This is a genomic window from Luteibacter sp. (genome assembly GCF_009912395.1).
Lineage (GTDB): Bacteria > Pseudomonadota > Gammaproteobacteria > Xanthomonadales > Rhodanobacteraceae > Luteibacter.
In genome coordinates this window covers 48,202-74,719 of record NZ_WNDO01000015.1, presented here as the reverse complement: position 1 = coordinate 74,719, position 26,518 = coordinate 48,202, and the positions used below count along the sequence as shown (strand labels likewise).

Genomic DNA, 26,518 nt, shown 5'->3' with positions numbered 1-26,518 from the left:
CATCGATTTATTCGTTCAAGAAGTCACGAAACAACGCCTGGGACGATCTTAGGATCGAAATATGACAGGCAGCCCACGGCAACAAGTCATCGAAAAAACCGTTGAAACCATCGCGAATGCACGCCTCAACCGATCACGGAAGTGACATGCGGCGACCCTAGCCTGAGGGTCACATTCTCAGGTGGCGCATCCGATGAACCTTCTTTCCCATCCCGGCACCGTGGTGCCCTCCCCGTCCTATCGCGGCCCGGTCGCGGCTGCGATCTTCGACTGGGCTGGCACGGTGCTCGACTTCGGCTGCATGGCACCCGTGGAAGCCTTCCGCGAGGTATTCGAAGAGGCCGGTGTGCCGATCTCCGAAGCGGAGGCCCGTGCGCCGATGGGCGCGGCCAAGCGTGAGCACATCGCCCTCATCCTCGCCATGAGCGATGTCGAAGCCCGCTGGGTCGCCATGTTCGGCAGCAAGCCCGACGAAGAGGAGGTCGATCGTCTCTACGCCCACTTCCTCCGCGTGGACGAAGCCCATGTGACGCGTCACGGCGCCATGATCCCGAAGGCCCTCGAAACGATGGCCGCGTTGCGCTCGCGAGGCATCCGCATTGGTAGCACCACGGGCTACCCACGCGAGGTGATGACGAAGCTCTTGCCGCTGGCCGCCTCGCAGGGCTACGTGCCGGACCATTGCTGCACCGTCAGCGACGTATCCCGCGGGCGTCCGTGGCCGGACATGTGCCTTGCCAACGCCATGGCCTTGCAGGTGCCTGACGTGCGGGCATGTGTCGTCGTGGACGACAGTCCCAGTGGCCTGGTCTCCGGCCGCGCCGCCGGCATGTGGGTCATCGGCATCGCCGCCAGCGGCAATGAAATGGGCCTGTCGCTCGACGACTGGAACCAACTGGCTGCCGATGAGCGCACCGCACGCCTGGCACCGATCCGCGAGCGCCTTGAACGCGCCGGTGCGCACTACGTGATCGACAGCGTCGCCGACCTGCTGCCCGCCATCGACGCCATCGAAGCACTGCTGGCGGATGGAGTGACACCTTGAACGGATGGGCATTCCACAATCCGGTGCGCGTCCGCTTCGGACGGGATGCACTGGACGATATCGGCGACGTGCTGGCCGGACGCACCTACGTGCTGGTCACCTACGGTGAAGATCCATTCCCGGCCTTCGCCCAGCGCATCGCGGCCGTCGCTGGGCCAGCCCTCGTCGTCTACGACAGCATCTCGCCGAATCCCGACGTACGCTTGCTGGAAGATCTCTGCACGCGACTGGGTACGCTCGACACGATGCCCGAGGTGATCGTCGCCCTGGGCGGGGGGTCGGTCATGGATTCGGCAAAGGCACTCGCCGCCAGTCATGGCGACTGGCAACGGGTGGCGCGACGCCTTGCCGACGGCACCGTGCAGGACGTCGCGGCGCTACCGATCGTGGCGATTCCCACCACGTCGGGTACCGGCAGCGAAGTGACCTGCTGGGCGACCGTGTGGGATCCCGAGGCGGATCGCAAGCTGTCGCTGGCGGGCGAAGACCTGTATCCCCAGGCCGTACTCGTGGATCCCGGCCTCGTCGCCGGCTTGCCCTGGGGCGTGACGCTGGTGAGCGGACTGGATGCGCTCTCGCATGCGCTGGAAAGCCTCTGGAACGTAAACGCCAATCCGATCACGCGCGGCCTGGCGATCCAGGCGATCCGCGACATCAGGACCGGCCTGCGCCGTCTTCGCCAGGACCTGGACGACGCGGAGGCACGCGACCTGATGTCCCTGGGCTCGTTGCGCGCAGGACTGGCGTTCTCCAACACGCGCACCGCGCTGGCCCACAACATTTCCTATCCCGTCACCTTGCGCCACGGCGTCGCGCACGGCATCGCCTGCTCGTTCTGCCTACCCGACGTGATGACGGCGGCGATCGGTACGGACACCCAGTGCGACGCGGCCCTTGTCGAGGTGTTCGACGACCTGCAGGAAGCCCCCGAACGACTTCGCGCCTTCCTGCAGGAACTCGGCGTCGATAGCAACCCATCCACCTACGGCATCGACAACGCGCAGTGGCGCGCGATCGTCGCGGATGCCTTCGTCGGCGAACGCGGCCGCAACTTCATCGGCCATATCGACCGATTCCCCTTCCACGACACCGCCAGGCGATGCGCCTGACCCGATGGACACTCCCATGACAGCAGCACGACCGATCCAGACCGATGCGCTGACGCGGCTCGACAACATGCCGTGGACCCGCTTCCATACCTTGCTCACCGTCGCCCTCGGCATCGGCTGGGCACTGGACTCTTTCGAAACCAACATCATCGGCAGCGTCTTCGGCGTGCTCAAGGCGCAATGGCACCTGTCCTCCACGCAAGGATCGCTCGCGGTCAGCATGTGGGTGATCGGCATGCTCATTGGCGCGATCGGCTTCGGCTACCTCGCCGACCGCTACGGCCGCAAGCGCCTTTTCCTAGGCACCCTGCTCTGGTATGCCGCCTTCAGCATCGCCACCGTGTTCTCGTGGAACTACGAGTCGTTCCTGTTCTTCCGCGTGATGACCGCTCTCGCGGTCGGCGGCGAATACTCCGCCGTAACCGCGACCATGGGCGAGTTCATTCCCAAGCGACATCGAGGTCGGACGGATGCGTCGATCCTTTCCGGCTTCCCGCTCGGTGCGCTCGCTTCGGCCGCGGTCACGCTGCTGTTGCTCAACCACCTCCCGCGCGACATTGCATGGCGCGTCGGTTTCGGTCTCGGCACGACGCTGGCCCTGTTGTTCTTCTGGATTCGCCGCGTGATTCCGGAATCGCCGCGCTGGCTCCTCCAGCAGGGACGCCTCGCCGAAGTGGAGGCCATCGTCGAGCGTATCGCTGCCAGCGCGTCGTCACCGGGCATGTCTGCCGCCTTGCAGGAACAGGCATGCCGGCGTTATGCCCCAAGCCCCTACGTTCCGGCCACGCCCGCGTTCATGCGAAACATCCGTGAACTGTTCGGCGCCTATCGCCTGCGTTGCGGCCTCGCCAGCGCGCTGAACTTCTCGCAGGTGGCCGTCGTCTACGGCGTGCTTTCACTGATGGCGCTGGTGATCCTTCCGTACATGAAGGTGCCGGCGGACGACATGCCGATCTACTACGTCTACGGCAACGCGGCGGCCTTGCTCGGTGGCCTCACCGCCTCGTGGCTCGTCGAAGCCTGGGGACGCCGCCTCTCACTGCTGGCCAGCTACAGCTTCACCGCGCTGGCGATCGTCCCGCTGTATGTGCTGCATACGCTGCCGGGCATGGTCACGGCCTACTGCCTGATCCAGTTCGGCGTGACCTGGGCCTATATCTCGGGCTACGTCGTGTCCTCCGAAGTGCTTCCGACACGGATGCGAGCCACGGGCCTGGGCATCTCCGTCGCCGTGGGACGCGTCGGCGCCATGCTCGCCCCGCTATCGCTCACCTACGCCTACCAGGCATCCGGTTCGCCGTCCTCCGCGTTGCTTGTCTTGCTTCTGCTCGCCCTGCCCGGCCCCATCGCGGCTGCACTGTGGTGGCGCATGGGAACCGAGACCCGCAACGTCTCGCTGGAAGAAGGCAGCGTCGAGAACGGCGCCACCCCGCAGTCATCTCGCATCGACGCCCGTTACGGCGACCTCGCGCCCACGCGCACTCACTGACACCCGCCCATTCGCTCCGATGGCGCGTGCCTGCGGCCGCGCCACGGGGGCGGCTTGCCCAACACCACCCATTCCATGTCTCGGGGGATTCCTCATGGTTCGGCACCACGTTCTCGCGCATCGCAAAAAACTCGCTCTTGCCCTGTCCCTCGGCGTCCTCGCGACGAACGGGGCCCAGGCGAAGGACAACGACGACCTCACCTGGAACGGCGTCACCCTCTACGGCATCGTCGATATCGGTGTCGCCCACCAGGACCATGGCGCACCGCTCAGCCAGGACATGTACACCGGCATGGCCTACATGGTGACCAAGAACAGCAACCGCGCCATCACATCCGTCGCGCCCAATGGCTTGAGCCAATCCCGACTCGGCCTCAAGGGCCACATTCCCATCGGGGAAGGTTTCGAGGCGGTATTCAACGTGGAATCTGGCTTCAATCCGGAATCCGGGCGACTGTCAGACGCGCTTGCCGCCCTGGCCCATAACAACGGCGTAGCACAGACGCAGCAGACGACGGGTGCCGACGGATCGCGTGCAGGACAGCTCTTCAACGGCCCCGCGTACGTAGGCCTATTGTCACCGGTCTACGGTACGTTGACCCTCGGCCGGCACAACACCTTCCTCACCGACGCCGTCACGGCATTCGACCCGCTCGGTGCCTCGTACGCGTTCTCGGTGCTCGGCGCGTCCGGCACCGCGGCCGGCGGCGGCAACACGCAGGACGTTCGCCTCGATGCATCGCTGAAGTATCTGTATACGTGGCAAAACTTGCATGCCGGTGTGCTGTACCAGCCGGGCCATGGCGACACTAGTCCGGGCAAGGCCGTGCAACTGGACGCGGGTGGCCAGTTCGGTGGATTCGCCTTCGACGCGATCTACGCACGGAAGGACACGGCGATCCTTGCGTCGTCCCTGACGGCCGCCCAAGTCGCCACGCCGGGTGTTCCTCACGACGCCCTCGCGGCCACCGTGTCGGACAATCGGTCCTATGCGTTCACCGCCGCCTATACCGTCAGCGATGCATTCAAGGTGTCCGGTGGATACGAACGCATCACGTACCGTAATCCCGAGCATCCGATCCAGGCCGACTTCTCCGGACTCGGCGGCTACTACATCGCCTTCGTCAACAACGCCGCCTATGCGCACGCCAAGGTGCTGAAGGTGTCATGGCTGGGTGCCACCGCCCACCTCACCGACCATCTGGCGCTCACGGGGGCGTGGTACCACTACGACCAGAACAGCTACGCAGGCAATGGCTGTTCGGACCGGAGTGCCGGCACGTGCAGCGGCACGATGAACGTCTACTCCGCCGTGCTGGATTACCGGTTCAATCGTCATGTCGACGTTTATGGCGGAATCATGCGCTCGTACGTGAATGACGGGCTTGCCAGCGGCTACCTCGTCACGGCCGTCTCGAATGTCATGACAGGTATCCGCTTGCAGTTCTAGCGAAGCACCTGACGGATCGCCCAGTTGCCTAACGACAACGGCCTGGGCGATCATCCGGGATCAATGCAACGGTTGGGGAGCCGAGCATGTCTCACGCGCAGGAACAGCAGCTGGAACGCCTGACGTTCTTCTCGGACGCCGTGTTCGCCATCGCCATCACCTTGCTGGTGATCGAAATCCACGTACCTCAGCCGGAAGGCACCGGCGACGCGGCGTGGTTGCATGCCCTTGCCGAGCTACTGCCACACTTCTTCGGCTTCGTACTCAGCTTCATTGTGGTGGGCGCACTGTGGGCTGCCCACCATCGCGTATTCGCCATGCTACGGGGATTCCATCCCTCGCTGGTATGGCGCAACCTGGTGCTCCTGATGGCCGTGGCGTTCACCCCGTTTTCGACGGCGCTGATGAGTACGCATTCGAACGAGCGCATACCGGAGATGTTCTACGCGCTGAACCTCGTCGTCGCCGGCCTGCTTCAGTACCGACTGTTCCACAGTGCGCTACGCACGGAGTATCTTCGCGAAGGCATCGAGGAAGGCGATGTCATCGCGATGCGCCGACGCAGCCTTGCCCTACCCTGCATGGCCGCACTGTCATTCGTGCTTGCCATCTGGGCGCCCGGCCCGAGCAACCTGCCCCTTGCCCTCATGCCGCTCGTGGTCCTGTGGTTCGCGAGGGGCGGTGTCCGCCGCCCGCACACCACGCCGACAACGGACGCCGACGCGACCTGACCTCAGGCTTCCTGGGCAATGTGCCGCAACTGCCGCTCGAACTCCTCGGGCGGCTGGCCGCCGGAGATCAGGTAGCGATCGTTGACGATCACTGCGGGCACGCTGTTGATGCCCATGTTCCGCCAATGGATTTCTTCTTTGCGGACATCATCGGCATAGCGGTCGGATTCGAGCACGGCGCGTGCGGCCTGCGGATCGAGGCCGGCCTTTTCCGCGGCGGCGACGAGACGTTCGCGATCGCCCGGGTCGGCCTGGTCGGTGAAGTTCACGATGAACAGTTCGCGCTTGAGTTCATGTTGCCGTCCCTCACCCTTCGCCCAGGCCAGCAGGCGATGGGCATCGAAGGTGTTGTAGATGCGACTGGCATCGGACGTATTCATACTGAAACCCACTGACGCGGCGCGCTCCTTGATGCGCTCTCGATTCGTCCGCGCCTCGTCGGCGGAGATGCCGTACTTGCGGACGATATGCTCCAGCGTGTTTTCGCCGCCGGCCTTCATGTCCGGGTTCAGCTCGAACGGATGGAAGGCGAGCTGCGGCTCGACTACGCCATCCAGGCGTTCCAGCGCCGTTTCGAGACCGCCCAGGCCGATGGCGCACCAGGGACAGGCGATGTCGGAAACGAAATCGATCTTGAGCTTGCGGGTCATGGGGCGGCACCTCTGTCAGCGTTTCCATGGCGTGCGGGCCAACCACCTGGCCGCAACCGCCGTCAGCTTCGCTATGTGGTGCCGACAAGGAACCAATCCAAGGGCTTCCCATCGGCAAGCGCCGATGGGAAGCCCGTCGATCGCGGATTACCAGTTACTGTTCACGTAGTCATTGAGCTTGGCGATGTCCAGGCTGCCCCAACCGGTGACGTTGTCGAAGCCGGCACCGGCCTGGAAGCCGAAGCCGTTGTACCCGTTGTTGCCGCTCGTGACGTCGTGCAGCGGCGACGGGTCGGTGCTGAAGTGCTGGTAGAAATTGCTCGTGGGAAGGCCCAGGCCGTTCGCCCGTGCCGAGGCCAGGCGCGCCCAGATACCGACGAAGATCGGCGACGCAAGGCTCGTCCCGCCCACGCGGACACGGGTGGCGCCATTGGCGGCGCGCGACGTGCTGCCACCCAGGACGATCTGCGCACCACTGGCGTTGTCGGCGTCGAAGGCGATGTCCGGCACCTGGCGCTGCGTTACCGATCCGCCCAGGGCGTCGCTCTGCCAGGACGGCGCATCCTCGTAGACGCTCACGCCACCACCCGTGGCCCACAGGCGCAGGTTGTTGTCGCCATGGGCGGGGTCCACGGCAGACAGGCCCGAGTTCCAGGTGACTTCGCCGGCCCATGCGCTGCCGCTGGTGGTCAGTCGCGTACCGCCGACGGCCACGACATTGGGCGAGGTGGACGGCTCGGACACCGAGTTCTGCGATAGGTCGATCTGAACGTTGCCATCGGCGTCCGCGACGTAGCCCGGTGAGCCTTCCTGCGGATCGCGCGACCACTGGTACGCACCCGCGTCACCGCTGGCGACCGAGAACACCTGCCCCTGGGCCGCCGCCTGCGCGAAGATGCGGTCATCGGCCGCCTGCGAACCCGACTGGTGGGCCGCTTTTTCGTCCACGCCGAGCGACACGTTGATCACCTTGGCGAGGTTGTCGGTGACCGCGCGGTTGTACGCAGCCGTGATGTTGGACAGGCTTGCCGTGGAGCCCGCATAGAAGATCAGCTGCTTCACGCCGCCGCTGGTACCCACGATGGTCTGGCTGTCCAGGTTCCACTCGACGTTGTCGCCGGGGATATCCTTATACGTGCCACGATCGCTGTGCACTTCGCGGGTGTTGGTGGTGGGCAGGCCGCTCTGGGTGGTGAAGGTCTTCAGGTCGGCGATAGGCTGCGCCTGCGAACCCCAGCCGATGATGGCCACGGTGGTATTCGTCGCGGCGCCCACGTTGCCGACGTTGTAGATGGCCGGGAACTCCGTCGTCGCATGCGAGGTAACCGTCGCCTGGGCGGCTGCCCGAGCGGTCGAGGCGGTCCTCGACAGGGAGACCTCGTCGACGATCGGTTCCGGACGCGTATGCAGCGTATGCGCCTGGGCCACGTCCTGGAGGCCCAGCACCGCGTCGACGACGTTGGCGAGCGACTGCGGCACGCGGGCCGGCTCGTCATTGGCGAAATGCGCTTCACCGTTCACGTCCAGGTGCTGCAAGTGCGTATGGAAGGCGGCGCTGGCCGCACCCGCCGTACCGTCCGCCGATACGAGCTGGTTGTTTTCGGCGACGACGACGTTGGTGAAGCCGTACTTCCGCAGGTGCTCGGCCACCACCTGGGCCTGCGCATCTGTCGGCGAGAAGCGTGCCTTGAACTCGGCGGGCGTCAGATACTTGTGATATTCCGGGCTACCCGGGCGGTTCACCTCGGCGAGGAAGTCCTTCAACGCTACCTCGTTACGGAGGTTGAGGCTCAGGGCGACATGCAGCGGCTTGTCCGCTTCGAGCGGACGCACCTTGCTGGCGTCGAGGACAACGGGGCGCCCTTGCAGGCGCAGGCTCCACGAACCGGCCGAAGGCGCCGTACGACTGATCGCTGCGGCGGTGCTTGCCACGGCCGGAGCCGTGCTGCTCACTGCGGCCTGCGTGCGGGTGGTGAGCCAGATATCGTCCGTGGCGGCATGGGCGGCAAAGGCCGTGGCACCGAGCGCAAGCGCCAGAGCGGTCTGGCGCAGGTGGGTCGTGCGGAAAAGAGCGATTCGCGACGTCATATAGATCCTTCCAGGTACTGGAACGCCATGTGTTGGCGGCATTCGCGGGATGCGAATGCCGAGGGAGTCCGGCGAAGCTCGCCCATGGGACGAGCCGTCACCGCCAGACGGAGTGCGCAAGGGCATGGCAATCCATCCATTACCCACAACGCGTACCCGCCACACACCCCCTACCGCCAAATGGGCGTTTAGACGTCCAAAGCGATATTTACATTCAAATCATCATTCGAATTGCCAAATACGCGACAACGATCACGCTTCGCATGATGTTGCGAATGCCGTTTATGCGTCGCGATGGCGCGGTTGCCGCCGAATCGATCGACCCGCGTACAGCGCCTCGTCGGCGCGGGCAATGACCGCATCGACGAGCTCGCCAGGATGGGCGATCGCCGTGCCGACACTCAGTCCGATGCCCGCATCGCCCTGCCCCGACTCGATCGACGACGCCACCGAAGCGACGCGCGTAGGCTCCTGGATCACCACGAGGAACTCGTCACCTCCCATGCGAACCACGACATCATCCGCGTGGCAGCATCGCTCCAGGTAGCGAGTCACCATGACGAGTATCTCGTCGCCTCGCTGGTGGCCGAGCGTGTCGTTGACCTGCTTGAAGTGATCGAGATCCACCACGACGCACCCCCATCCGCAGCCTGACGCCACCTGCCGCTCCAGTGTCGTCAGGTATCGCCGATTATGTGCATGCGTAAGGGGATCGCGCGTCGACCAGTCCAGCAGCATGCTTTGATAGCGGTGCTGCTCCGTCACGTCCTGGGCATGCCCCAGCACATAGGGGCCATCTGCGTCTTCACTCAGGATGTTCTGGTAGCGCCAGTAGCGCAGCTGTCCATCGGATCCCTGCAACTCGAGGACGCCCAGCGCGATGCGTTCGTCCTGGACACGCCGCAGGTAGCCGGCAAGCTCCGGCCTGCGCCTGGGCGACATGAAATCGCCGAGGCTTCGCCCGAGCATCGCCGACAGCTCGAAGCCCAGCGAGGTCGCCGCGGCGGGATTCACCGCGAGGATGATGCCGTCCAGATCGTGCGTGCAGATCAGGCCCAGCGAATACTGGAACAATTGGCGGAAGCGTCGTTCGCTAGCTTCCAGCGCCTCGATCGCGCGATGCCGCTCGCTGACATCCTGGAAAGCACCGGCAAGCCGCGCCGACACACCGCCCTCTTTCTCCAATTCACCCACCGTACGTACCCAGAGCCGCTTGCCAGTAGCGCTTCGGAAAGGTACTTCAAGGTCGTAGGGCAGGCCTTCGTTGATGGCGCGATCTACTGCGCCGAGGATCAGCGTACGCGCCTCGGGCTCATAGAAAGTCAGGGCTTCGTCCAGCGTCGGCTCGTAATCTTCTGGCACGCCATGGATCTGCCTTACCTGGTCCGACCAGCGGATACGCTGCGTCCGCAGGTCGAACTCCCAGCCGCCCACGCCCGCGATACGGCCCGTGCGTTGCAGGAAGATCTGGCTTTCGCGCAATTCCTCGCCCAGGCGCGTCGCCACATCCGCCAGTCGACGCGCCTCCACCGCATCGGAACGATGCGTGTCCTGCGCCTGGAGCATGGCCAGCCGTTGCTGGAGCATCAGCGACGCCGCTCGTGCCAGGTGAGCCAGTGCCGCACGCTGGTCGTCCGCGAGCTCGTGCGGAGTGCGATCAATGACGCACAACGCGCCCAGCGTCGCTCCTTCGGAGCTGACCACGGGAAACCCCGCATAAGAGCGAATATGCGGCGCACCCTGGACGAGCGGGTTGTCCGCGTATCGTCGATCGGCCAGCGCGTCGATCACTTCCAGTGGCGTTCCCGTCGACACGACGGACTCGCAGAAGGCATAGGCCCGGGGCGTCTCCGTCACGCCCGTCAGACCGACGTTCGCCTTGAACCACTGTCGCGACTCATCCAGCAGGGTCAGCAGGGATATGGGCGTATCCGCCAGCGCGGCGGCGGCCGACGCGATGGCGTCGAACGCCTCTTCCTGGGGCGAATCCATCACGCGCAAGGCGCGCAGCGCCGCGAGTCGATCGGTCTCGTTCACGTGTCCTCCACGGAAGCCGGCGAATGCCACGTGACCTTACTCTAGCGCGCCAGGCTCCTGCGAAACCTCGACTATCCGGCAGGCTCGTTCGAAATCGCAAACCAAGGAACCTGCGGCAGGAACAAGGGCATGACTGTCGCGGCCGCTCCCAGGGGGGACGTCAAAGCTTCATGCCGAGCCAGATCACGGCCTCGGTGGCGATCGCCACCATGGGGCGGAGCGTGCGGTACCAGGGATCGCTCGCAGCAAGATGGGCCGCGGCGTGATCGTGGTGCATCCGCTCCTCGTCGACGATCCGCGAAATCGCCTCGACAGCTTCGGGATCGACATCGCGTAACCGTGTCGCCTGGTCTTCGAGGTGACGCAACACGACACTCTCGACCGCCACCGTGGTGGCGGAGATGGCTCGCTCTCCCAGCAACCCCGTCACGATGCCCAGGCAAAACCCACCTACGCCACATAACGGATAACTACGGCATCGCCGGACATGACGCCGCGCGAGTTCCGTGGCAAAGATCGCACGGTGACGACGCTCGTGTTCGCGAAACTCAACCAGCTCTGGCACGAGACGCCTCGCACGCCATCGGGCCATGGTGATCTGCCCGGTATAAATGGCGATGGCACCAAACTCTCCGGCGTGGTCCACCTTGAGCACGCGGCTACCCAGGGAAACGGTGGAACGCCGGTGCGTCATCGGCATGACGATAATGATCGACCTATGCAGCCGCGCATCCTGCTCGCTTCCATATGGCACCCCCGATGTATCGCGCCAATATAGTCACGACCATCCGCAGTGTCACGTCACGAGAGCCGTCACCGCCCAGTCGTGGCCACGGCATGCCCACGCACGTGGTGGGCGCGAGACACGATCCACGCAACGGCCGCCAGCGCAAGCGCCAGGATGGTCGCCGCATAAATATCGATGGCCGCCAGCAGGCCATGGTGCTGTGCGATCCAACCCACCGCGATCGTCGGCACGCTGAAGGCGAGGTAGCTCTCGATGTAGAACACGGCCATGAGCCGCGTGCGATCGTTGGCGTCGGCGAGGGGAAGTACCGCACGCACCGAGCCGAGGAAAGACGCGCCGAAACCGCCACCACCGATGATGGAACCGACGATCAGCCATGTGCCCGAACCATATCGCGCACCGATCAGGATGAGGGCAAGACCTGTCACGAGCAGCCCCGCGCCACTGAGCAACACACGATAGGCACTCACCCGCATCGCGGCGAGCACGGCGAGCGCACCGGTAAAGGTGAGCGCCGCCACCGTAAGGCCACCGAGCCACGGTGACGTCGAGTGCGTGGTCTGCGCGACCAGCGAGGGCATCAGCGAAAAATAGAATCCGCCCAGCATCCAGACCGCGATGTTGAGCGGCGTCACGGCAAGCAACGCACCTCGGGCATGCACGGGTACGGCGATACTCGGCCTCAGGCTAGCGACGGCACCGGGTCGGCCACCCGAGGTTTCAGGCGTCGTCCAGACAAACGCCAGCCCCATCAGCAAAAGAACACTCAGCACCACGAAAACACCCTGGAGCGGTGCCGGCGCGAGCACCACCAGCGACGTACTGCCGAGCGCACCGAGCGCAAGCCCGACCAACGGCGCAATGCTGTTGACCGTCGCGCCGTGGACGCGATCGACATCGAGCAGCGCCGCGCCGATCGCCGCCGTGGCGAGCCCCGTCGCAAGGCCTTGCAGCAGACGCGCCGCCACGAGCCAACCCGGGCCGTCGGCCTCAAGGAAGGCGAGCATCGCGACGAGATTGAGCAGGATGGCCAGCGTAATCACCGGCCGACGACCCAGGTGATCGGATAACCGGCCAGCGAACAACAGCGCCGCCAGCAAGGCGAACGCATACGTGGCGAAAATCGCCGTCAGCAACGTGGGGGTGAAATGCCAGGCCGCCTGATACAGGCGATACAAAGGGGTGGGCGCCGCGGACGCCCCCATAAAGACCATCAGGACGCCGGAATGGATCGCGAGCGAACGTCGCGTCGAAGCCGCGGAGGGGGCGGAGGTCATGACAAAAAGCCACTAAAGCTAAGAATGTGCTTTAGCGTACTCCGATTCCAAACTAACGCAAATACTTTGCGTTAGTGAATGATATCCTAGCGCCATGAACACCAGTGCCACGCCCCAACTCCGCCCCGGCGGCCGCAGCGCCCGGGTCCAGGCCGCCGTGCACCAGGCGGTCCGGGAACTGCAGCAGGAAGACACCGACGGACTCACCGTGCCCGCGATCGCCTCACGGGCGGGCGTCACCCCCTCGACCATCTACCGGCGCTGGGGCGATCTGACCCAGCTTCTCGCCGACGTGGCCGTGGAGCAGATGCGCCCGGACACGGCGCCGCCGGACACCGGCACTTATCGGGGCGACCTGGAGACCTGGCTGGGCGATTACCTCGAAGAGATCGCCTCCGAGCCCGGACGCAAGATGCTCCGCGACGTGCTCTGCACTCCCGTCCCGGACAACGCCTGCCGCTGCGCCGAGTTCATGGCGCAACAGGTCGACATCATCCGCGAGCGCGCCATCGCGCGTGGCGAGCACGTAGTTTCCACGCGCGACGTCATCGATCACGTGCTGTCGCCCTTGCTCTATCGCATTCTCTTCGCCTCGGAACCGCCGAGCGTCGACGATCTGCACCACTGGATCGCCGGTGTGCTGGGACATCGACGCTGAGGATCACCCCAGCGTGATGCGTCCCAGCACGGACGCGAGATGCGCGCGGTCAAAGGGCTTGTTGAGGCGCAGCAGGCTGGAGAACGCCGAGGCTGGCACTTCGGCATACGCGGTCGCCAGGACGATCGGCATCCCGGGTCGCAACTGCCTGACCTCGCGCGCCAGCTCTTCGCCGGTCATGTGTGGCATGGCGTAATCCGTCATGAGCACGTCGTAGTGTTCGCTGGATTGCAGCCGCTCCAGTGCGTGACGCGCCGACGATACGGTGGTGACCGTATGCCCCAGGTCTTCCAGCAACGCAGCAAGCGTCATCAACACCAGATGGTCGTCGTCGACCGCAAGCACGCGCAATGCGACAGTCGCGTCACCGACATCGTCGGATACGACGACCTCCTCGACGGCGATGGCGTCGCATGCTTCCGCCACCGGTAGCCAAAGCTCGGCCCGGGTACCCTCCTCGGGCTGGCTGTGCAGCACAAGTCGCCCCTGCGACTGCGCGGCAAGCCCGTGGACCATCGAGAGCCCCAGTCCCGTGCCTTTACCGACCCCCTTCGTCGTGAAGAAAGGATCGGTGGCGCGAGCGAGCGTATCCGCATCCATGCCCTGCCCCTGGTCGACGACGGATAGCCGTACATAGCGCCGCGCCTCGGGCAGGCGAAGGTGTTTTTCCGGGACATCCACGTTCTCGGCCTCGATCCCGATGCGCCCGCCTCGCTCGCCATAGGCGTCACGCGCGTTCACCACGAGGTTGAGCAGCGCCAGCTCCAGTTGGTGGGGGTCCACCAGCATGGGATTGAGCCGGGGCGCGAGGCGGATCGCCAACTGGAAACGCTCGCCCAGCGTATGGTCGAGCAGCTTCGACATGCCTCGCACCAGTTCACTCGCATCGACGGCACGCGGGCTCAGTTCCTGGCGACGGGCAAAGGCCAACATGCGCTGGGTCAGGCTCGCCCCACGCTGTACGCCCGCCAGTGCGGCGGCGAAGATGGCTCGGGTACGCTCGTCGTCGGGCAGGCGTCGGCTCAGCAGGTCGAGCGCGCTCTGGATCGCCATGAGCAGGTTGTTGAAATCATGCGCGACGCCGCCGGTCAGTTGCCCCATCGCCTCCATTTTCTGCGCCTGGAACAAGGCCATTTTCGCCTCTTCCAGCTTGAGCGCGGCATCGCGTTGCTCGGTGACATCACGGGTGATCTTGGCGAAACCGATCAGTGCGCCCTTGTCGTCCTGGATGCGATCGATGATGACATGGGCCCAGAAGCGACTGCCGTCCTTGCGGACGCGCCACCCCTCGGCCTCGACGCGACCCTCGACGACCGCACGCTGCAGATTGCGCTCGGGCTCGCCGGCCGCCTGGTCGTCCGGGGTGTAGAAGCGCCGGTAATGGCTGCCGATGATATCGACGGGCGCGTATCCCTTGATCCGCTGGGCGCCGGAGTTCCAACTGGCCACGTGGCCCGTGGGGTCGATCATGTAGATCGCGTAGTCCGCGACGCCCTCGACGAGGATCCGGAACTGGGTATCGCTCCCGGCCAGATTACCCGTCGGGATGCCGTCCACCCGCTGTTGTTCGCCCTCTTCCGACGGCGATGATTCGATCACTTCTGCCATGGCTCCTGACGCTTTCCGTGCCCCCCGGCACGATCACTACCCGTCGATCATGACAGGTTCGCGCAGGACCGCGTCAGGCAGGCGGGTGCTTTCGGTGGACTGCCGAAAAACCGCTGGCATGGGAGGCTGGAAACCTGCTGGCCATCTCCACCTGGAGGAACTCGACGAAGCGTCGCACGCGAGGCGGCTGGAACGTATTCGGATGGTAGAGCGCGTGGATCGGTGACGGCGCCGACCAAGCCGGCGCATTGACCAGCACGAGCCTGCCCTCGTCCACGTCGCGGGTCACCGCCCATAGCTGCCGATACGCGAATCCCCGCCCCAGGATGGCCCAGGTTCGGATCACTTCGCTGTCGGTGCTCTCGTGGTACCGGCGCACCTGGACCACGTGGTCGCCCAGTCGCCATTGATCGCGGGGCCCCGCGCTGGTGGTCAGCACGAGGGTGGGCAAGTCGGCGAGCGCGTCCGGCGCGGACGGCATGCCATGGGCCTCGATGCAGGCCGGGGAGGCACAGACCACCCGCCAGCTGTCTGCGAGATGCCGCGCCACGAGGTCGCCGTTTTCCAGCGGCCCCACGCGGATGGCGACGTCCACATCGTCGGGTACGAAGCGCGAAAGCGAATCGGACAGGATCAGTACGATGCGCACGTCTGGATGCAGCGCCATGAAACGGTCCAGCACATGGACGAGCAGGTTGCGCCCCAGGTCGGACGGCGCCGATACCCGCAAGGTGCCGCTGACGCGCTCCGTGCCGTGGCGTACGGCCTGCTCCGCCTCGCGCATGGTCTCGATCGCCTGCCGGCACGAGGCGATGTAAAGGCGGCCCTCATCGGTCAGGCGGAGTTGACGCGTCGTCCGCTCGAACAGGCGCGCGCCCAGCGCCGCCTCGATCCGTTGCACGCATGCGCTGGCGGCGGCCGGCGACAGGCCGGATCGACGACCCGCGGCCGACAGGCTGCCGAGATCGGCGGCGTCGACGAGCAACTGCATGTCGCTGAGGCGCTGCATGGCCCTGGCTCCGTCGGGCGAATGCCCCGGTCTGGCGGATGATCTTCAAGCTGCGATTGAAGATCAATACAGGTCCGGACCCATTATCAAAATCAGCCAAGCGCCAGAGCATAGCGACACCCACCCACCTGCCGAGGCAACGCCATGTCGCTCCCCCGCCTTTCCCTGACGCTTGCCCTGCTCGCGTTCACCGCCGCCCCGGTTGCCATGGCGGCCGAGGACGCCACGATGATGAAGTCCATGGTGCCCAAGGAACTGGTCGGCGCCTGGGCCCTGGTCCGCTGCGACAACGTCTATCCGGACGGACACCGCGTGGAACTGTATGGCCCCAACCCGGAAGGCATGTGGCTCATCGATGCCCAGGGCGACTACATGATGCAGATCGTCCGGGCGAAGCGAATACCCTTCGCCGCGAACGACAAATCCAAGGGCACGCCGGAGGAATACCGTGCCGCGTCGCTGGACAGCAACGCCCACTTCGGCCATGTGAGCGCCAACGCCACCACCATGGTCATGCACAGCCAGATCGTGCGCGCCTCTTATCCCAACTGGGACGGTAAGGGCGGCGACACCGGTTATACCCTCAAGGGCGACGAACTCACCTACACCGTCGCCAAGCCATCGAGCGGCGCGGCCGAAGGCGCGCACGGCGAAGTGGTCTGGCGACGCGTTCACTCCTGACACGCGACAGGGAAGCCGGCGCCACGCCATGCCCTGCCCGCGTCGTGCCATGAAAATGACCCGACGTGTGCAGGGCTGGCCACCAGCATCGGGGCGTCGAACACCACTCCCCGCCCATGTCGTCTTCCCTGAAAACCGCCGCGCGATGCGTGGCGCTTGTCGCGCTCGCCGCGCTGCTCGTCGTCGATGTCGGCTCGGCCATCGATGTCATCTGGCACCGCCAACAGGCACGAACACTGTCCATACAGCTCTACAAGCTGGCGGCGGAACGGGACGCCCTGCAATCGGAATACGGCCGCCTGCTGCTGGAACAGGCCACCTATGCCGATCCCCAGGTGGTCGAGGAACGCGCGACGCGGGACCTCGGCATGGTGCCGCAACCCGTGCTGCGCCTGATCCGCGGCCAGCGGACCACCCCGAACTGGCCGCTGATGATCGAACGGACACGCCAAGTGCCCACGCCCACCCTGACTGAAGACTCGCCCGGCCATGCGAGTTCGGTCTACGCCCCCTGAATGCATCGCGCGATTTGGCCCAATCGCGAAATCATTTGGCCGCTTTTCGCAACCGCTTCCGATAGCCGATGCGGATAATCGGTGCAGCCTCCGGCCATGTGTCCCAAAGAACTGGCCTGCCAGCCCCGTCTCCTTCTTCGGTTCCTGCCCATGCTTTCAATAAATCCAGGTGGCCCTGTTCACGGGCCGCGCCATGGCGCACGCCTGCGCCTCGACGTGACGATCCGGGAGACTGCCCATGACTGAACGGCGGCGTGTCGGCAGGATCGAGGCTGCCTTCCAGAAAATGTTCACGCGCAACGCCAGGGTCGTCGCCATCGAGCCGATCGGCGCACGCTTCCGGTTGATTACCCTGGGGGGCGACGCCTTGAAACAGGTTGCGTGGACGCCGGGCGACAAGCTGCAATTGATGTTCGGCGGCTGGATGCAACGCACCTACACCCCGATTGAATGGGATCCGGACAACGGAACGACACGACTCCTGGCATTCATGCACGGCGAAGGGCCCGCCGCGCGCTGAGCACGCGAACTGAAGATCGGCGACGACTGCACCCTGTTCGGCCCACGCCGCTCCATCGACCTGCACGCCGTGACGGCTCCGGCCTTCGTCTTCGGCGACGAAACGACGCTGGGCCTGGCGATCGCTCTGGGGGACATGCGCCCCGCGCTATCCCCCGTAACGATCTCGCTGGAAATGACGCCAGCCGACGACCTGAACGAGGTCAGGCAACTGCTCGGACTCGGACACGTCGATATTCACCTGCGCCGCGCGGACGACGCCCATTTTTCGGCTATCGAAGAGCGCGCGACGCGATTCCTGACGACATACCCTTCGGCATCGTTTGTGCTGACAGGCAAGTCCACCTCCATCCAGCGCCTGCGCCGCTCGCTGCGAAAGGAGAACGACAAGACGTCCGCTTACCAGAACAAGGCTTACTGGGCGCCAGGCAAGACCGGACTCGACTGAAGCGGCTGCCAACGCCAATAGGTAAGAGAACGCCAGACCCATTCCACGGGACCGAAGGCGAAATGGCGCAACCAGAGGCGACTGAACAGGATATTGAAGACCCACACGGCCACCACGACGTAGAGGTACTGGTAGTACTCAAGCGTGCCGTAGAGTTTCCAAGGCCCCCAACTGAACACGAAGCGACACAGGATGCTCGTGAAGAGGTAGTTGGTGATCGCCATGCGCCCAACAGCCGCAAGGCTCCCGGCCACCATGGACAGGCGGCCGGAGCGGATAAGCAGGATCATCAACGACGCGTTGCCCATCGCCGCAAAGAACTGCAACACCATGTAAGGGCAATACAAGGCCTTGAGCAACGCACCGGTCGAAAGATCGTGGTGGAACCCGTACCAGAGACCGCCAAGGCTCAGGGGCAAGGCGACGGCGTAGCTGACCAGGGCGACCTTCATGTACGTGCGTGACGACAGGTCACCCGTGAGGAAGCCCATTCGGAACAGCCCCATGCCGAAGATCATGCTCCCGATGTACTCGAGCATCAGGCCACCGGTCCACTGCTTCCAATAGAAGGCGAGGTATCCGCTGGCGTTTGACGCGACGGAGTCGATGAACCCCCTGCGACCATCGCGGAGGGATTCTTCCATGGCCACCGGTGCCTCCCGCGTGTCCCGAGCCTCCTCCGCCAACGCGTCACGCTGCCCCTCCGTCAACGGCGCACCGCTGGCGGTAGCCTCATGGGCTTGCTGGAGGAACGCCTCTTTGGCGAGCGCCCCCGGCATATCCATGAAACCCACCACACCCAGCGTGCCACCGACGAGCCATATCGTCAGTCCAGCCACAAGCAGACGCTTCGGCGCCACGTGACGCAACGGATAGAGCACAAGCAGGGCGATGACCCCATAGGTCAGCAGAATGTCACCATTCCAGATGACCAGACCGTGCAGCAATCCGAAACCGATCAGCCACATGTTGCGGCGATGGAAGACATCCGCTGCCTTTTCGGCTCCCGCGCGTTGTTCGATACGCTGCAAGAGCAACACGGTACTCGCACCGAACAACAGGCCGAACAGCGCCCGCATCTTGCCCTCGAAGAACGTCCACTTCAGCGCCAGGATCGCCTTGTCGAGCATGGCATGCCAGCCAACGAAGGCAGGATGGGCAAGCCCTAACGGAAAGTCGTGAAGCCAGCCTTCCGGCCCCACGAAATCGTCGATATTCATCAGCAGGATGCCCAGCAGGGCAATGCCGCGAAGTATGTCGATGATGGCGATGCGCTCACGCGATGCCAGTGGCTCACGGCCCGGCAGGTCGCCTTCGATCGCCGGGGAAAACACGGAACCCGCCACACTACTCATGAACGTCTATCGGCTCGACTCAAGGCTGCGCATTGGGACACATAGCCCGACACAGGGCTTTGCCGATCCACGCCTTTTTCCACGGTTACAGGGTCTTGCGATGACGACGCAAGAACTCCCACCGATGGTCCGCATTCACCACTCAGGTCGTACACGACTCAAATGCGCGATCGCTCCATCTGCGGATAGATCACCGAAAGGGCCGGTGTTTCGCGTAACTGCGCAATCAACCGACCTACGGCCATCCAGCGCTCCTGGCGACGGAACACCACCGACACTCCCGACGGAATGGGCTTGCCTGCAAGAGGCTTGAAGCGCACGCCCGGGAGACTCACCACATCTTTCAGCACGCTCGGGACGATGGCGACACCCGTGCCGAGGGATACCTGAGTCAACACCGCCCGCGTCGTCGCCGTCGAGCCGGTGGGCACCCGGTTCCGGCTGATCACGCTGGGAGGCGACGCGCTGAAACAGGTCGCGTGGACACCTGGCGACAAGCTCCAGCTGATGTTCGGCGGCTGGATGCAACGGACGTATACGCCGATTGAATGGGACGCCCTCAAGGGGCGCACGCGCCTGCTCGCCTTCATACACGGTGACAGCCCCGGCTGACGCTGGGCACGCGACGTACGCACGGGCGACGATTGCACGCTGTTCGGGCCTCGCCGCTCCGTGGATCTCCCGGACGTGACGTCGCCAGCCTTCGTGTTCGGCGACGAGACAACGCTGGGCCTTGCCATGGCGCTGGGCGGTATCCGGCCGGCTTTGTCACCCTTGACGATCTGCCTGGAAATGACGCCTGCGGACGATCTAGACGAGGTAAAGCACTTGCTCGGTCTAGGTCATATCGACACCTACCTGCGACGCGACGACGAGACGCACCTTTCCGCCATCGAGGATCGCGCGACTCAGCTGCTCAAGGCATGCCCATCGACATCGATGGTGCTCACCGGCAAGTCCACGTCGATCTAGCGGTTGCGTCGGGCGCTGCGCGAAGCGGGCGACAAGGCGGCTTCGTCGCAGAACAAGGCGTATTGGGCTCCAGGCAAAACCGGCCTTGATTGAATCGCAATGATTAAAAAATAATCGAAACCCAAAACAGACCACACCCAACCATTAACCCCAAAAACATCAAGAATCGATTCTTCACCATAGCCCATGATGGTCACCATTTCTCACTAGGGCCCCCAACAAATAACACTAAACGCTTCGATTCAATGCAACTATCGACACGAGAAGCAACCCAACCAAAAACCCTCCAAGCCCTAGTACGCACGACCAAAAAAAATATCGCCCGGCTAAGACCCTGTGTTCAACCAGCGCTATTTTTTCGTCTCTAGCGATAAACGACTCCTCTCCCAGAACCATGCTCAACTGCGATGCCGCAGGCAATTGCCTCCGCCGCCCATTCCAGCGTGCCCAATAATTCAATCCCTGTCCTGCGGCAAGACATGCCTTCTTGGCGGCATGGATCAAGCACCACATTTTTATCACAAAGAACAGCCATAACAGGTATGCAAAAAGAGGGCCTCCGGCCATAAAAAAAAATATAAGCCAATAAAAAAACTTCATCACCAAATAGGAACGCTTTTTGTAGCCGTCCAAGAGGCACCCGCGTGAACCTCACCGGGAAGCGTCCCCGTAACTTCGACGCCTCTTCCCAACGACAAACTCCAAGTAAGGCAATCACTCCCGATGTTGCCAACATCCAGGCCGGCTGACACTGAATCATATGCTCCACTAAACCCAACTACACCGCTCCACCCATCGAAAGCGCTCGGGTCATTCGCCTCGGAATAGGTCAAAACACCACCGCCAGAAACTCCTACGCCGCTCGAATTCTGAGTAAACGGCGATATCGAAAAAATGCCGCCCAACCGCCATCTCGAAACATCAAAGAAATGATTATTTCTCCAACTAAACGAAATTTGCGTTGATAAATCAAATTTGGCCAACAGAGAAAACGATACTGATGGCCCGATAGCCAAAGTACCCAATCCCATTGGATCCACATTTGTCAGCGGACTGGCCGCCACATAGGTGTAAAAATTCGACTGACCAGCATCGATACCCAAGGGATCCTCACTTATAAACCGCCCTGTTCGGGGATGATAGTACCGATAGCGATTAAAATAGAGACCCAATCCTTCGTTCTCCCTCCCCGCGTACTGGAACGGATTTACAGAATCCCCTCCTGAAATATCTTCACCGTAAGGCCCATATTGATACGACTGAGTAATCGATCCGGACACATCAACCAACGCCATCGTGCTTTTCTGAACATCAGCCATAAAATACCGACGACCATTTGGCAACGTAATGGCAAAATGCTCATCCATGGAAAGACCATTCAGAACACTCATGGTCACTCCCCCTTGAACAATCTTCACCGGATTCGAACCATCATACAAATATGACGTCAAAACACCGTTATCATTCTTGCTAACACGATGCCCTCGGCTATCATAAGCATAGCGAATCGTTTCCGCTCCCTTATGGATCGCAACTAGTCGCTGCCTCGCATCCCATTCATAACTCATGCTGCCATCGTCAACGACATTTCCATTGTTATCATACGAAACGTGCTTACCCTCGAATACGTCGATTCTATTATTTAAGTCGAAGGACGTTTTCGATATATAAGGAATAGGCGAGCCCGTGGCGGCCAATGTTCCACCTCGAGCCACAATCTGCCCTTCACCGTCATACTTGTAGGACAGCGACCCAAGCAATGAATCGTCGCCCCGCTTGTAATCAAGGCCGCTAACTTGGCCCGCTGCATCATAGATATAATTAGCCACGACGTGATTCGGCAACGTCATAGAAGTCCGCCGTGACGCAACATCGTAACCAAATGTCACAACATCGCTAGCCTGAGATATCGTCCTCAATCGACCTATCTTGTCGTAATCGTATGTAACCGCTCCCTGCCCATCGGCTGTCATGGAAAGTCGTCGCCCCAAGGAATCGTATGTGTATGACACCGTACCTCGGGAGGTCGATTCCTGCGTCAAACGATCGAGCGAGTCGAAGCTATGAGTGGTGATGCCGTCCTGACTATCGGTCCACTGCAGCACCTTATTGGCTGCATCGTACGCGTCAATCGTAACCGTCCCACCATCCGCGTACGTCACGCGCGTGAAACGACCGAGTGCATCGACTGGATCGTAAACCGTCACCAACCCTTTACGATCGGTATAAGAAGAAAGGGTGCCCCCTCTTGTCCATGCCCAGCTCTCCGACCGCCCTATTGCATCTGTACGCCGCTGCAACCGATAAGATGGGTCATAGGCAAATGAAAGCACGCCATCGCCGGGAAATTTTACGGACAAGATGTGACCTTCATTGTCATATGAATAAGAGACGGCATTTCCATCGCCATCAAGCGCGACGCTGAGGCGGTTGTTGATGTCGTGGCTTCGGCGAATAGATCGACCCGACGCCGAGGTCGTACTTATCAAGCGACCAAGGGAGTCCGTCGCAAACCACGTCGTCTGCCCAAGTGGATCGACATATGAGCGAGGATCTCCACCCAGGTAAGTCTGTCTCGTGGTATTTCCCAAGGGATCCGTGGTGGAAACGCGCTGACCCTGCGGATCGCACACCATGGTTGTTTTCTGACCCTCGGCGTCACGCACTCCGGTCAAACAACCTTCGGTGTACTCCATCGTAGTGACGTGACCCAGCTCGTCCTTATAAGAAATCGGATCATTTACCTCATTCCAAGTCCACTGACGAGATACCGCTTCCGACGTGCCGTACAGCCTCGTTTCGCTCAGCAGATTCCCGTGATCGTCCCAATTGAAGTAAGTCGTCCGACCCAAAGCATCCTTTGATGACACCCGCAACCCACGTTCGTTATGAACAGATGCAACAGTATTAGCCAGGGATGTGCCGTAGCCTCGAGTATCCGAATCAGGGTATCCCGCACTCCCGAAAATTAAACGGCGAACATTCCCTTGAGTGTCGGTCACTTCCGTAGCAGATCCTTGGTATCGAAATTTCATAACCCCTCCGTCCGCATAGGACTGAGAGGCCACTTTCACTCCGCAATAGCTCACATCCACCACTTTCGTACCATTACGATCAACAACACTGGCGAGTGTTCCAGGCACTGTGGAAGCACAGGCGGCACCCGATGACGGAGGTGTCGTGTTCTCGTTATAGATATAGCGCGTTGTCGTCTGATCCGGATACGTCACCGTATCCAGAAGATACATCGTCGACGTCGCGGAACCAGGCGCCGGCCCACCATCGGCCCAAGCACCGACCGGGAAGCTCAGCTTGTGGTATCCATAGGTCCAGGTCCGTCCCGTGTGATCCGCGACGGAAGCGATATTGTTGTCGCTGTTATAGGTAAACGTCAGATAGCGACCGTTCGGAGATATCACCTGGGTAACAAGGCCCGCATCACGAACGATACGAATGCGGTTGTCGAAACGGTCCCGAATCTCGTACAGACCACCGAAGGGCTGGCTGTAGTAGCGCGTACCATCCGGCGTATTGACGACATAGCATTCGAATTCGTTGTCGCGATCGCATTGGCTTGTCAATTTGGCGTCGATCGTCGTACCCGCATAGGACGCGATATTTCCCGCATACTCCCAACGACCATCCCCTCCCGGGAGCGCCTTGACCTGGTTGAATGGCGATAGCAGGGTTCCATTGGGAAGGCGGACGCTGATGGTGCCCCAGGTGCCATTGATGAATAGATCGTAGTCACCACGCCAACTACCGAAGGCACGCGTGTCCTGGACGGCATTCGGGTCCTTCAGCGCCGAGTGTGCGATCGAGTGCCAGGTTCGCGTGGCCGACACGGGCATCACGTCCGGAAGCACGACGTCCGCCACGTTTTCCACGAGCGTTCCGCTCAACAGGTCCACGGGGTCGCCACAGCAGGCACCATCCGGTTTGGCCGGATCCTTGTCGCCGGGATGGCGATTGTCCATATCCCAGCTGCCCGATGTCAGCGTCGTCAGCCTGACGCCCGCTTCCGCCTTCAACTGACTGCCATCGGGCGTGACGGTGCCGGCACCGTAGGCCCGCCACCCATCATCCGGGGTATAGGCGATGAAACTGGCTCGCTGACCTGCCGGTACATGACCATAGTTCGGATAGGTGAGCGTGATGCCCTGGGGCTGGTCCGAACGCACGTTCTGTACCGAAGCGCCGCCAGGCTGCAGGCTGAAGTACACGGCGAAGTTCATCGGCACCGGATAAGGCGCCCGATCGGCAGGCGTAGGGACGATGGCCAGCTCCGTGACTATCTTGCCCTGCCTGTCGCGAATGACCGTGCCTGCCGGGATATTCACCTCCAGGCCCGGCATGTCCGGATGGGTCACCACCATGTCATAGGTGGTCGGGGATGGAAGCTGAATGCGATCGCGCTCCAGGATACGCGGCAGGTACAGCGTGTAAGGCAACTCACTACCGCTGCCATCGACGGTGACGCCGACCTCGAACTGCCCGTAGTGGCGAGTGGCGTCGTCGGCCGGACGCCCATCCACGAAGAGCGTCTGCCTGCCCAGGGGGGCCCCCACCAACAGGAAGCTGCCGTCGGCTTCGGTGTAGGTGGATGCGCTACCGATCGACACTTGCACATGGCCGATACCACGACCATCGATGAGGTGCAGCTTGCCCTTGATCGAACCGGTACCCGCCGATTTTGCGAAGGTCGCTACCGCCGCCTTCGCTCGTCGCGCCTTCCAGGCGCGGGCGTTATCGCTTGGCGAGTAGTCGGCGACATTGAGGCGCCAGTGCCCGCCATCGGGACCGCCTGCGTTGTCCTGGCCGGGATACCACGCGCCGTCGACGATATAGCCACGATCGCGGCATAGACGATATCCCGTGCCGGACTTCCTACGACAGGAAGCCAAGACGGCCGCCTTTCCTGTCGCTGGCTCACCGGTACTTTGGTATAGCGTCATCAAGGAAGGAGTCGTTGCACCCGTGACCGATGACGCGGCCGCCGAGGAACCATGGCCGGAAGCCTGTGTCGGCGATGCGGCCCCGTTTGCGGAAACCACGCTTCCCCCCATACGAGCCGTGGTGAAACCGAACGAAGTGAAAGGCAGCGTACGCCCCTTCCGGTCGCGAATACCCGCAAGCACCACGGTGTAATGCGTTCCAGGGAACAAGTCCGCGCGAGGAACAACGAAAGCGAGGCGATCTTGGATACCCGAGACACTGGCATCCACGGGACCCGACGGCCCGACCAGCGAGACCGACGAAGGCGAGATGGTGGTCGGATCGATGTCGCCGCTGAAGCGCATGCCTACCAGACTGTCGACCGGCGCCGCCTGTTGATCGCGGCCCGGCGTCGACGCCAGCAAGGTGAAATCACCCGACTGGACAGCCTCTTTCGCCGGAACATCGAAAGAGAGAGATGACGGGTCAAATCGAACGACACCGTCCACCGACTGGAACGACGCATCCACGCCGCCCCAGATCAGCACGCTGCCGTCCACCTGCACAGCGGTGGATTGCGCAAATCTGGGAGCGGAACGGGTCACCAGTTCGACACGGATTCCCTGCACAGGCGACCATAGTGCCGCCTGACCAAACAGTCTCCGATCGGGATTCCAGCCGCCAGTAACCAGTACCCGACCATCACTAAGCACGGTGAACGCCTGACCCAGCCCAGGTGAAAGTGCCGGAATCACCGCCTCGGTGAATCGCAGGCTGACGGGATCGAGCCACCAGCCGTTGGTCGCCAAGGAGCCATCGGATTCGGCACCACCCCACAGGAGAATTCGACCGTCCGGCAACGCGACAGCCACCATACCGATTCGAGCGGACGGTAAAGGCACGGTCAGGCTCGAACCATCAGGGCGACGAAGTGCGATCGTTTTCCCATCGACACTTAGAACTCGTCCGTCGGGAAGTCCAATCGGCGCAGCGACAACCCCGTGCCGGGTCAACTCACTAGGCACGACGACCATGTCCACGCCGATCGACGACTGGGCCTCGATAATCGAGCCGATGCTCAGCCCCCCGATTGCAAGCAAACCCAGCGACAAAACACTCAGACGAAAGCGATGCGTGAGTCCCATCGTACGAAATCCTTGAGTCTTGCGGCCCTGTAGCCGCTACGCCGCCATT

23 protein-coding genes are annotated in these 26,518 nt (G+C 62.7%); 12 read left to right on the top strand and 11 right to left on the bottom strand.

The window, feature by feature from the left end; genetic code table 11:
* The first annotated feature begins 193 nt into the window (after nucleotides 1-193).
* The 5 genes from phnX (at nucleotide 194) to GAK28_RS14340 (ending at nucleotide 5,824) form a co-directional block, all read left to right on the top strand.
* Nucleotides 194-1,045, top strand: coding sequence for a phosphonoacetaldehyde hydrolase (gene phnX / locus GAK28_RS14360; RefSeq protein ID WP_291780394.1), 852 nt, complete (start codon nucleotides 194-196; stop codon nucleotides 1,043-1,045).
* A complete protein-coding gene (gene psrA, locus GAK28_RS14355; protein ID WP_291780392.1) occupies nucleotides 1,042-2,154 on the top strand; it encodes an iron-containing alcohol dehydrogenase PsrA in 1,113 nt (370 codons plus the stop codon). Before phnX ends, psrA begins: the two co-directional genes overlap by 4 nt.
* A gap of 16 nt (nucleotides 2,155-2,170) precedes the next feature.
* Entirely contained in the window at nucleotides 2,171-3,643 is a 1,473-nt protein-coding gene (locus tag GAK28_RS14350; RefSeq protein ID WP_291780390.1) for an MFS transporter, read from the top strand.
* 94 nt (nucleotides 3,644-3,737) lie between these two features.
* Entirely contained in the window at nucleotides 3,738-5,093 is a 1,356-nt protein-coding gene (locus tag GAK28_RS14345) for a porin (RefSeq protein ID WP_291780387.1), read from the top strand.
* Between the two features lie 86 nt (nucleotides 5,094-5,179).
* Nucleotides 5,180-5,824 (top strand): TMEM175 family protein, encoded by a 645-nt coding sequence (locus tag GAK28_RS14340; RefSeq protein ID WP_291780384.1) that lies wholly within the window; start codon nucleotides 5,180-5,182, stop codon nucleotides 5,822-5,824.
* Nucleotides 5,825-5,826: 2 nt separating this feature from the next.
* Here GAK28_RS14340 and GAK28_RS14335 read toward each other — a convergent pair whose 3' ends face one another.
* The 5 genes from GAK28_RS14335 to GAK28_RS14315 all read right to left on the bottom strand — a co-directional run bounded on the left by GAK28_RS14335 (nucleotide 5,827) and on the right by GAK28_RS14315 (nucleotide 12,624).
* The gene (locus GAK28_RS14335) at nucleotides 5,827-6,474 is read right to left on the bottom strand and encodes a DsbA family oxidoreductase (protein ID WP_291780381.1); all 648 of its coding nucleotides are present in this window, start codon (nucleotides 6,472-6,474) and stop codon (nucleotides 5,827-5,829) included.
* Between the two features lie 147 nt (nucleotides 6,475-6,621).
* Complete coding sequence (locus tag GAK28_RS14330) at nucleotides 6,622-8,562, bottom strand: S53 family peptidase (protein WP_291780379.1); 1,941 nt, start codon at nucleotides 8,560-8,562, stop codon at nucleotides 6,622-6,624.
* Nucleotides 8,563-8,844: 282 nt separating this feature from the next.
* Nucleotides 8,845-10,599 carry a diguanylate cyclase gene (locus GAK28_RS14325; RefSeq protein ID WP_291780377.1) on the bottom strand — a complete coding sequence of 585 codons (1,755 nt, stop codon included), beginning with the start codon at nucleotides 10,597-10,599 and terminating at the stop codon, nucleotides 8,845-8,847.
* Nucleotides 10,600-10,759: 160 nt separating this feature from the next.
* Nucleotides 10,760-11,293: a demethoxyubiquinone hydroxylase family protein gene (locus GAK28_RS14320; RefSeq protein WP_291780375.1), complete on the bottom strand. Its 534-nt coding sequence runs from the start codon at nucleotides 11,291-11,293 to the stop codon at nucleotides 10,760-10,762.
* 119 nt (nucleotides 11,294-11,412) lie between these two features.
* The gene (locus GAK28_RS14315) at nucleotides 11,413-12,624 is read right to left on the bottom strand and encodes an MFS transporter (RefSeq protein ID WP_291780374.1); all 1,212 of its coding nucleotides are present in this window, start codon (nucleotides 12,622-12,624) and stop codon (nucleotides 11,413-11,415) included.
* A 94-nt stretch (nucleotides 12,625-12,718) separates the two neighbouring features.
* Between GAK28_RS14315 and GAK28_RS14310 the strand changes: the two genes are divergently transcribed.
* Complete coding sequence (locus tag GAK28_RS14310) at nucleotides 12,719-13,282, top strand: TetR/AcrR family transcriptional regulator (RefSeq protein WP_291780373.1); 564 nt, start codon at nucleotides 12,719-12,721, stop codon at nucleotides 13,280-13,282.
* Between the two features lie 3 nt (nucleotides 13,283-13,285).
* Here GAK28_RS14310 and GAK28_RS14305 read toward each other — a convergent pair whose 3' ends face one another.
* Together GAK28_RS14305 and GAK28_RS14300 are read right to left on the bottom strand one after the other, a co-directional pair.
* Nucleotides 13,286-14,890 carry a PAS domain-containing sensor histidine kinase gene (locus tag GAK28_RS14305; protein WP_291780370.1) on the bottom strand — a complete coding sequence of 535 codons (1,605 nt, stop codon included), beginning with the start codon at nucleotides 14,888-14,890 and terminating at the stop codon, nucleotides 13,286-13,288.
* A gap of 73 nt (nucleotides 14,891-14,963) precedes the next feature.
* Entirely contained in the window at nucleotides 14,964-15,899 is a 936-nt protein-coding gene (locus GAK28_RS14300; protein WP_291780367.1) for a LysR family transcriptional regulator, read from the bottom strand.
* Between the two features lie 144 nt (nucleotides 15,900-16,043).
* Here GAK28_RS14300 and GAK28_RS14295 point away from each other — a divergent pair, with 144 nt between their 5' ends.
* The 4 genes from GAK28_RS14295 (at nucleotide 16,044) to GAK28_RS14280 (ending at nucleotide 18,062) form a co-directional block, all read left to right on the top strand.
* Complete coding sequence (locus GAK28_RS14295; protein WP_291780364.1) at nucleotides 16,044-16,580, top strand: lipocalin-like domain-containing protein; 537 nt, start codon at nucleotides 16,044-16,046, stop codon at nucleotides 16,578-16,580.
* Between the two features lie 116 nt (nucleotides 16,581-16,696).
* Entirely contained in the window at nucleotides 16,697-17,095 is a 399-nt protein-coding gene (gene ftsL, locus GAK28_RS14290) for a cell division protein FtsL (RefSeq protein WP_291780361.1), read from the top strand.
* A 238-nt stretch (nucleotides 17,096-17,333) separates the two neighbouring features.
* On the top strand, nucleotides 17,334-17,615 hold the full coding sequence (locus GAK28_RS14285; protein ID WP_291780358.1) for a hypothetical protein: 282 nt from the start codon (nucleotides 17,334-17,336) through the stop codon (nucleotides 17,613-17,615).
* Between the two features lie 69 nt (nucleotides 17,616-17,684).
* Nucleotides 17,685-18,062: a hypothetical protein gene (locus GAK28_RS14280; RefSeq protein WP_291780356.1), complete on the top strand. Its 378-nt coding sequence runs from the start codon at nucleotides 17,685-17,687 to the stop codon at nucleotides 18,060-18,062.
* Here GAK28_RS14280 and GAK28_RS14275 read toward each other — a convergent pair.
* Together GAK28_RS14275 and GAK28_RS14270 are read right to left on the bottom strand one after the other, a co-directional pair.
* Nucleotides 18,029-19,417, bottom strand: coding sequence for a DUF418 domain-containing protein (locus tag GAK28_RS14275; RefSeq protein WP_291780353.1), 1,389 nt, complete (start codon nucleotides 19,415-19,417; stop codon nucleotides 18,029-18,031). The genes GAK28_RS14280 and GAK28_RS14275 overlap by 34 nt on opposite strands.
* A 158-nt stretch (nucleotides 19,418-19,575) precedes the next feature.
* Complete coding sequence (locus tag GAK28_RS14270) at nucleotides 19,576-19,848, bottom strand: hypothetical protein (protein WP_291780350.1); 273 nt, start codon at nucleotides 19,846-19,848, stop codon at nucleotides 19,576-19,578.
* On the opposite strand from GAK28_RS14270, the gene GAK28_RS14265 reads away from it, so the two are divergent.
* Nucleotides 19,841-20,029, top strand: a complete 189-nt coding sequence (locus tag GAK28_RS14265) for a hypothetical protein (RefSeq protein WP_291780346.1) — start codon at nucleotides 19,841-19,843, stop codon at nucleotides 20,027-20,029. The two genes, GAK28_RS14270 and GAK28_RS14265, sit on opposite strands and share 8 nt — an antisense overlap.
* Nucleotides 20,030-20,104: 75 nt before the next feature.
* Nucleotides 20,105-20,389: a hypothetical protein gene (locus GAK28_RS14260; protein ID WP_291780343.1), complete on the top strand. Its 285-nt coding sequence runs from the start codon at nucleotides 20,105-20,107 to the stop codon at nucleotides 20,387-20,389.
* On the opposite strand, the gene GAK28_RS14255 is transcribed toward GAK28_RS14260, so the two are convergent.
* Complete coding sequence (locus GAK28_RS14255; protein ID WP_291780341.1) at nucleotides 20,386-20,577, bottom strand: hypothetical protein; 192 nt, start codon at nucleotides 20,575-20,577, stop codon at nucleotides 20,386-20,388. The two genes, GAK28_RS14260 and GAK28_RS14255, sit on opposite strands and share 4 nt — an antisense overlap.
* Nucleotides 20,578-20,988: 411 nt before the next feature.
* A complete protein-coding gene (locus GAK28_RS14250; protein ID WP_291780338.1) occupies nucleotides 20,989-26,469 on the bottom strand; it encodes an RHS repeat-associated core domain-containing protein in 5,481 nt (1,826 codons plus the stop codon).
* Nucleotides 26,470-26,518: the final 49 nt, after the last annotated feature.

What these genes read in the sequence shown, in the direction of transcription:
- GAK28_RS14350 (WP_291780390.1), top strand. Translation starts at nt 2,171, where the DNA reads ATGACAGCAGCACGACCGATCCAGACCGATGCGCTGACGCGGCTCGAC.
- ftsL (WP_291780361.1), top strand. Translation starts at nt 16,697, where the DNA reads ATGTCGTCTTCCCTGAAAACCGCCGCGCGATGCGTGGCGCTTGTCGCG.
- GAK28_RS14250 (WP_291780338.1), bottom strand. Translation starts at nt 26,469, where the DNA reads ATGGGACTCACGCATCGCTTTCGTCTGAGTGTTTTGTCGCTGGGTTTG.
- GAK28_RS14275 (WP_291780353.1), bottom strand. Translation starts at nt 19,417, where the DNA reads ATGAGTAGTGTGGCGGGTTCCGTGTTTTCCCCGGCGATCGAAGGCGAC.
- GAK28_RS14320 (WP_291780375.1), bottom strand. Translation starts at nt 11,293, where the DNA reads ATGACGCACCGGCGTTCCACCGTTTCCCTGGGTAGCCGCGTGCTCAAG.
- GAK28_RS14310 (WP_291780373.1), top strand. Translation starts at nt 12,719, where the DNA reads ATGAACACCAGTGCCACGCCCCAACTCCGCCCCGGCGGCCGCAGCGCC.
- GAK28_RS14295 (WP_291780364.1), top strand. Translation starts at nt 16,044, where the DNA reads ATGTCGCTCCCCCGCCTTTCCCTGACGCTTGCCCTGCTCGCGTTCACC.
- GAK28_RS14330 (WP_291780379.1), bottom strand. Translation starts at nt 8,562, where the DNA reads ATGACGTCGCGAATCGCTCTTTTCCGCACGACCCACCTGCGCCAGACC.
- GAK28_RS14285 (WP_291780358.1), top strand. Translation starts at nt 17,334, where the DNA reads ATGACTGAACGGCGGCGTGTCGGCAGGATCGAGGCTGCCTTCCAGAAA.
- GAK28_RS14305 (WP_291780370.1), bottom strand. Translation starts at nt 14,890, where the DNA reads ATGGCAGAAGTGATCGAATCATCGCCGTCGGAAGAGGGCGAACAACAG.
- GAK28_RS14300 (WP_291780367.1), bottom strand. Translation starts at nt 15,899, where the DNA reads ATGCAGCGCCTCAGCGACATGCAGTTGCTCGTCGACGCCGCCGATCTC.
- GAK28_RS14315 (WP_291780374.1), bottom strand. Translation starts at nt 12,624, where the DNA reads ATGACCTCCGCCCCCTCCGCGGCTTCGACGCGACGTTCGCTCGCGATC.
- GAK28_RS14255 (WP_291780341.1), bottom strand. Translation starts at nt 20,577, where the DNA reads ATGGGCTATGGTGAAGAATCGATTCTTGATGTTTTTGGGGTTAATGGT.
- GAK28_RS14340 (WP_291780384.1), top strand. Translation starts at nt 5,180, where the DNA reads ATGTCTCACGCGCAGGAACAGCAGCTGGAACGCCTGACGTTCTTCTCG.
- GAK28_RS14345 (WP_291780387.1), top strand. Translation starts at nt 3,738, where the DNA reads ATGGTTCGGCACCACGTTCTCGCGCATCGCAAAAAACTCGCTCTTGCC.
- phnX (WP_291780394.1), top strand. Translation starts at nt 194, where the DNA reads ATGAACCTTCTTTCCCATCCCGGCACCGTGGTGCCCTCCCCGTCCTAT.
- GAK28_RS14335 (WP_291780381.1), bottom strand. Translation starts at nt 6,474, where the DNA reads ATGACCCGCAAGCTCAAGATCGATTTCGTTTCCGACATCGCCTGTCCC.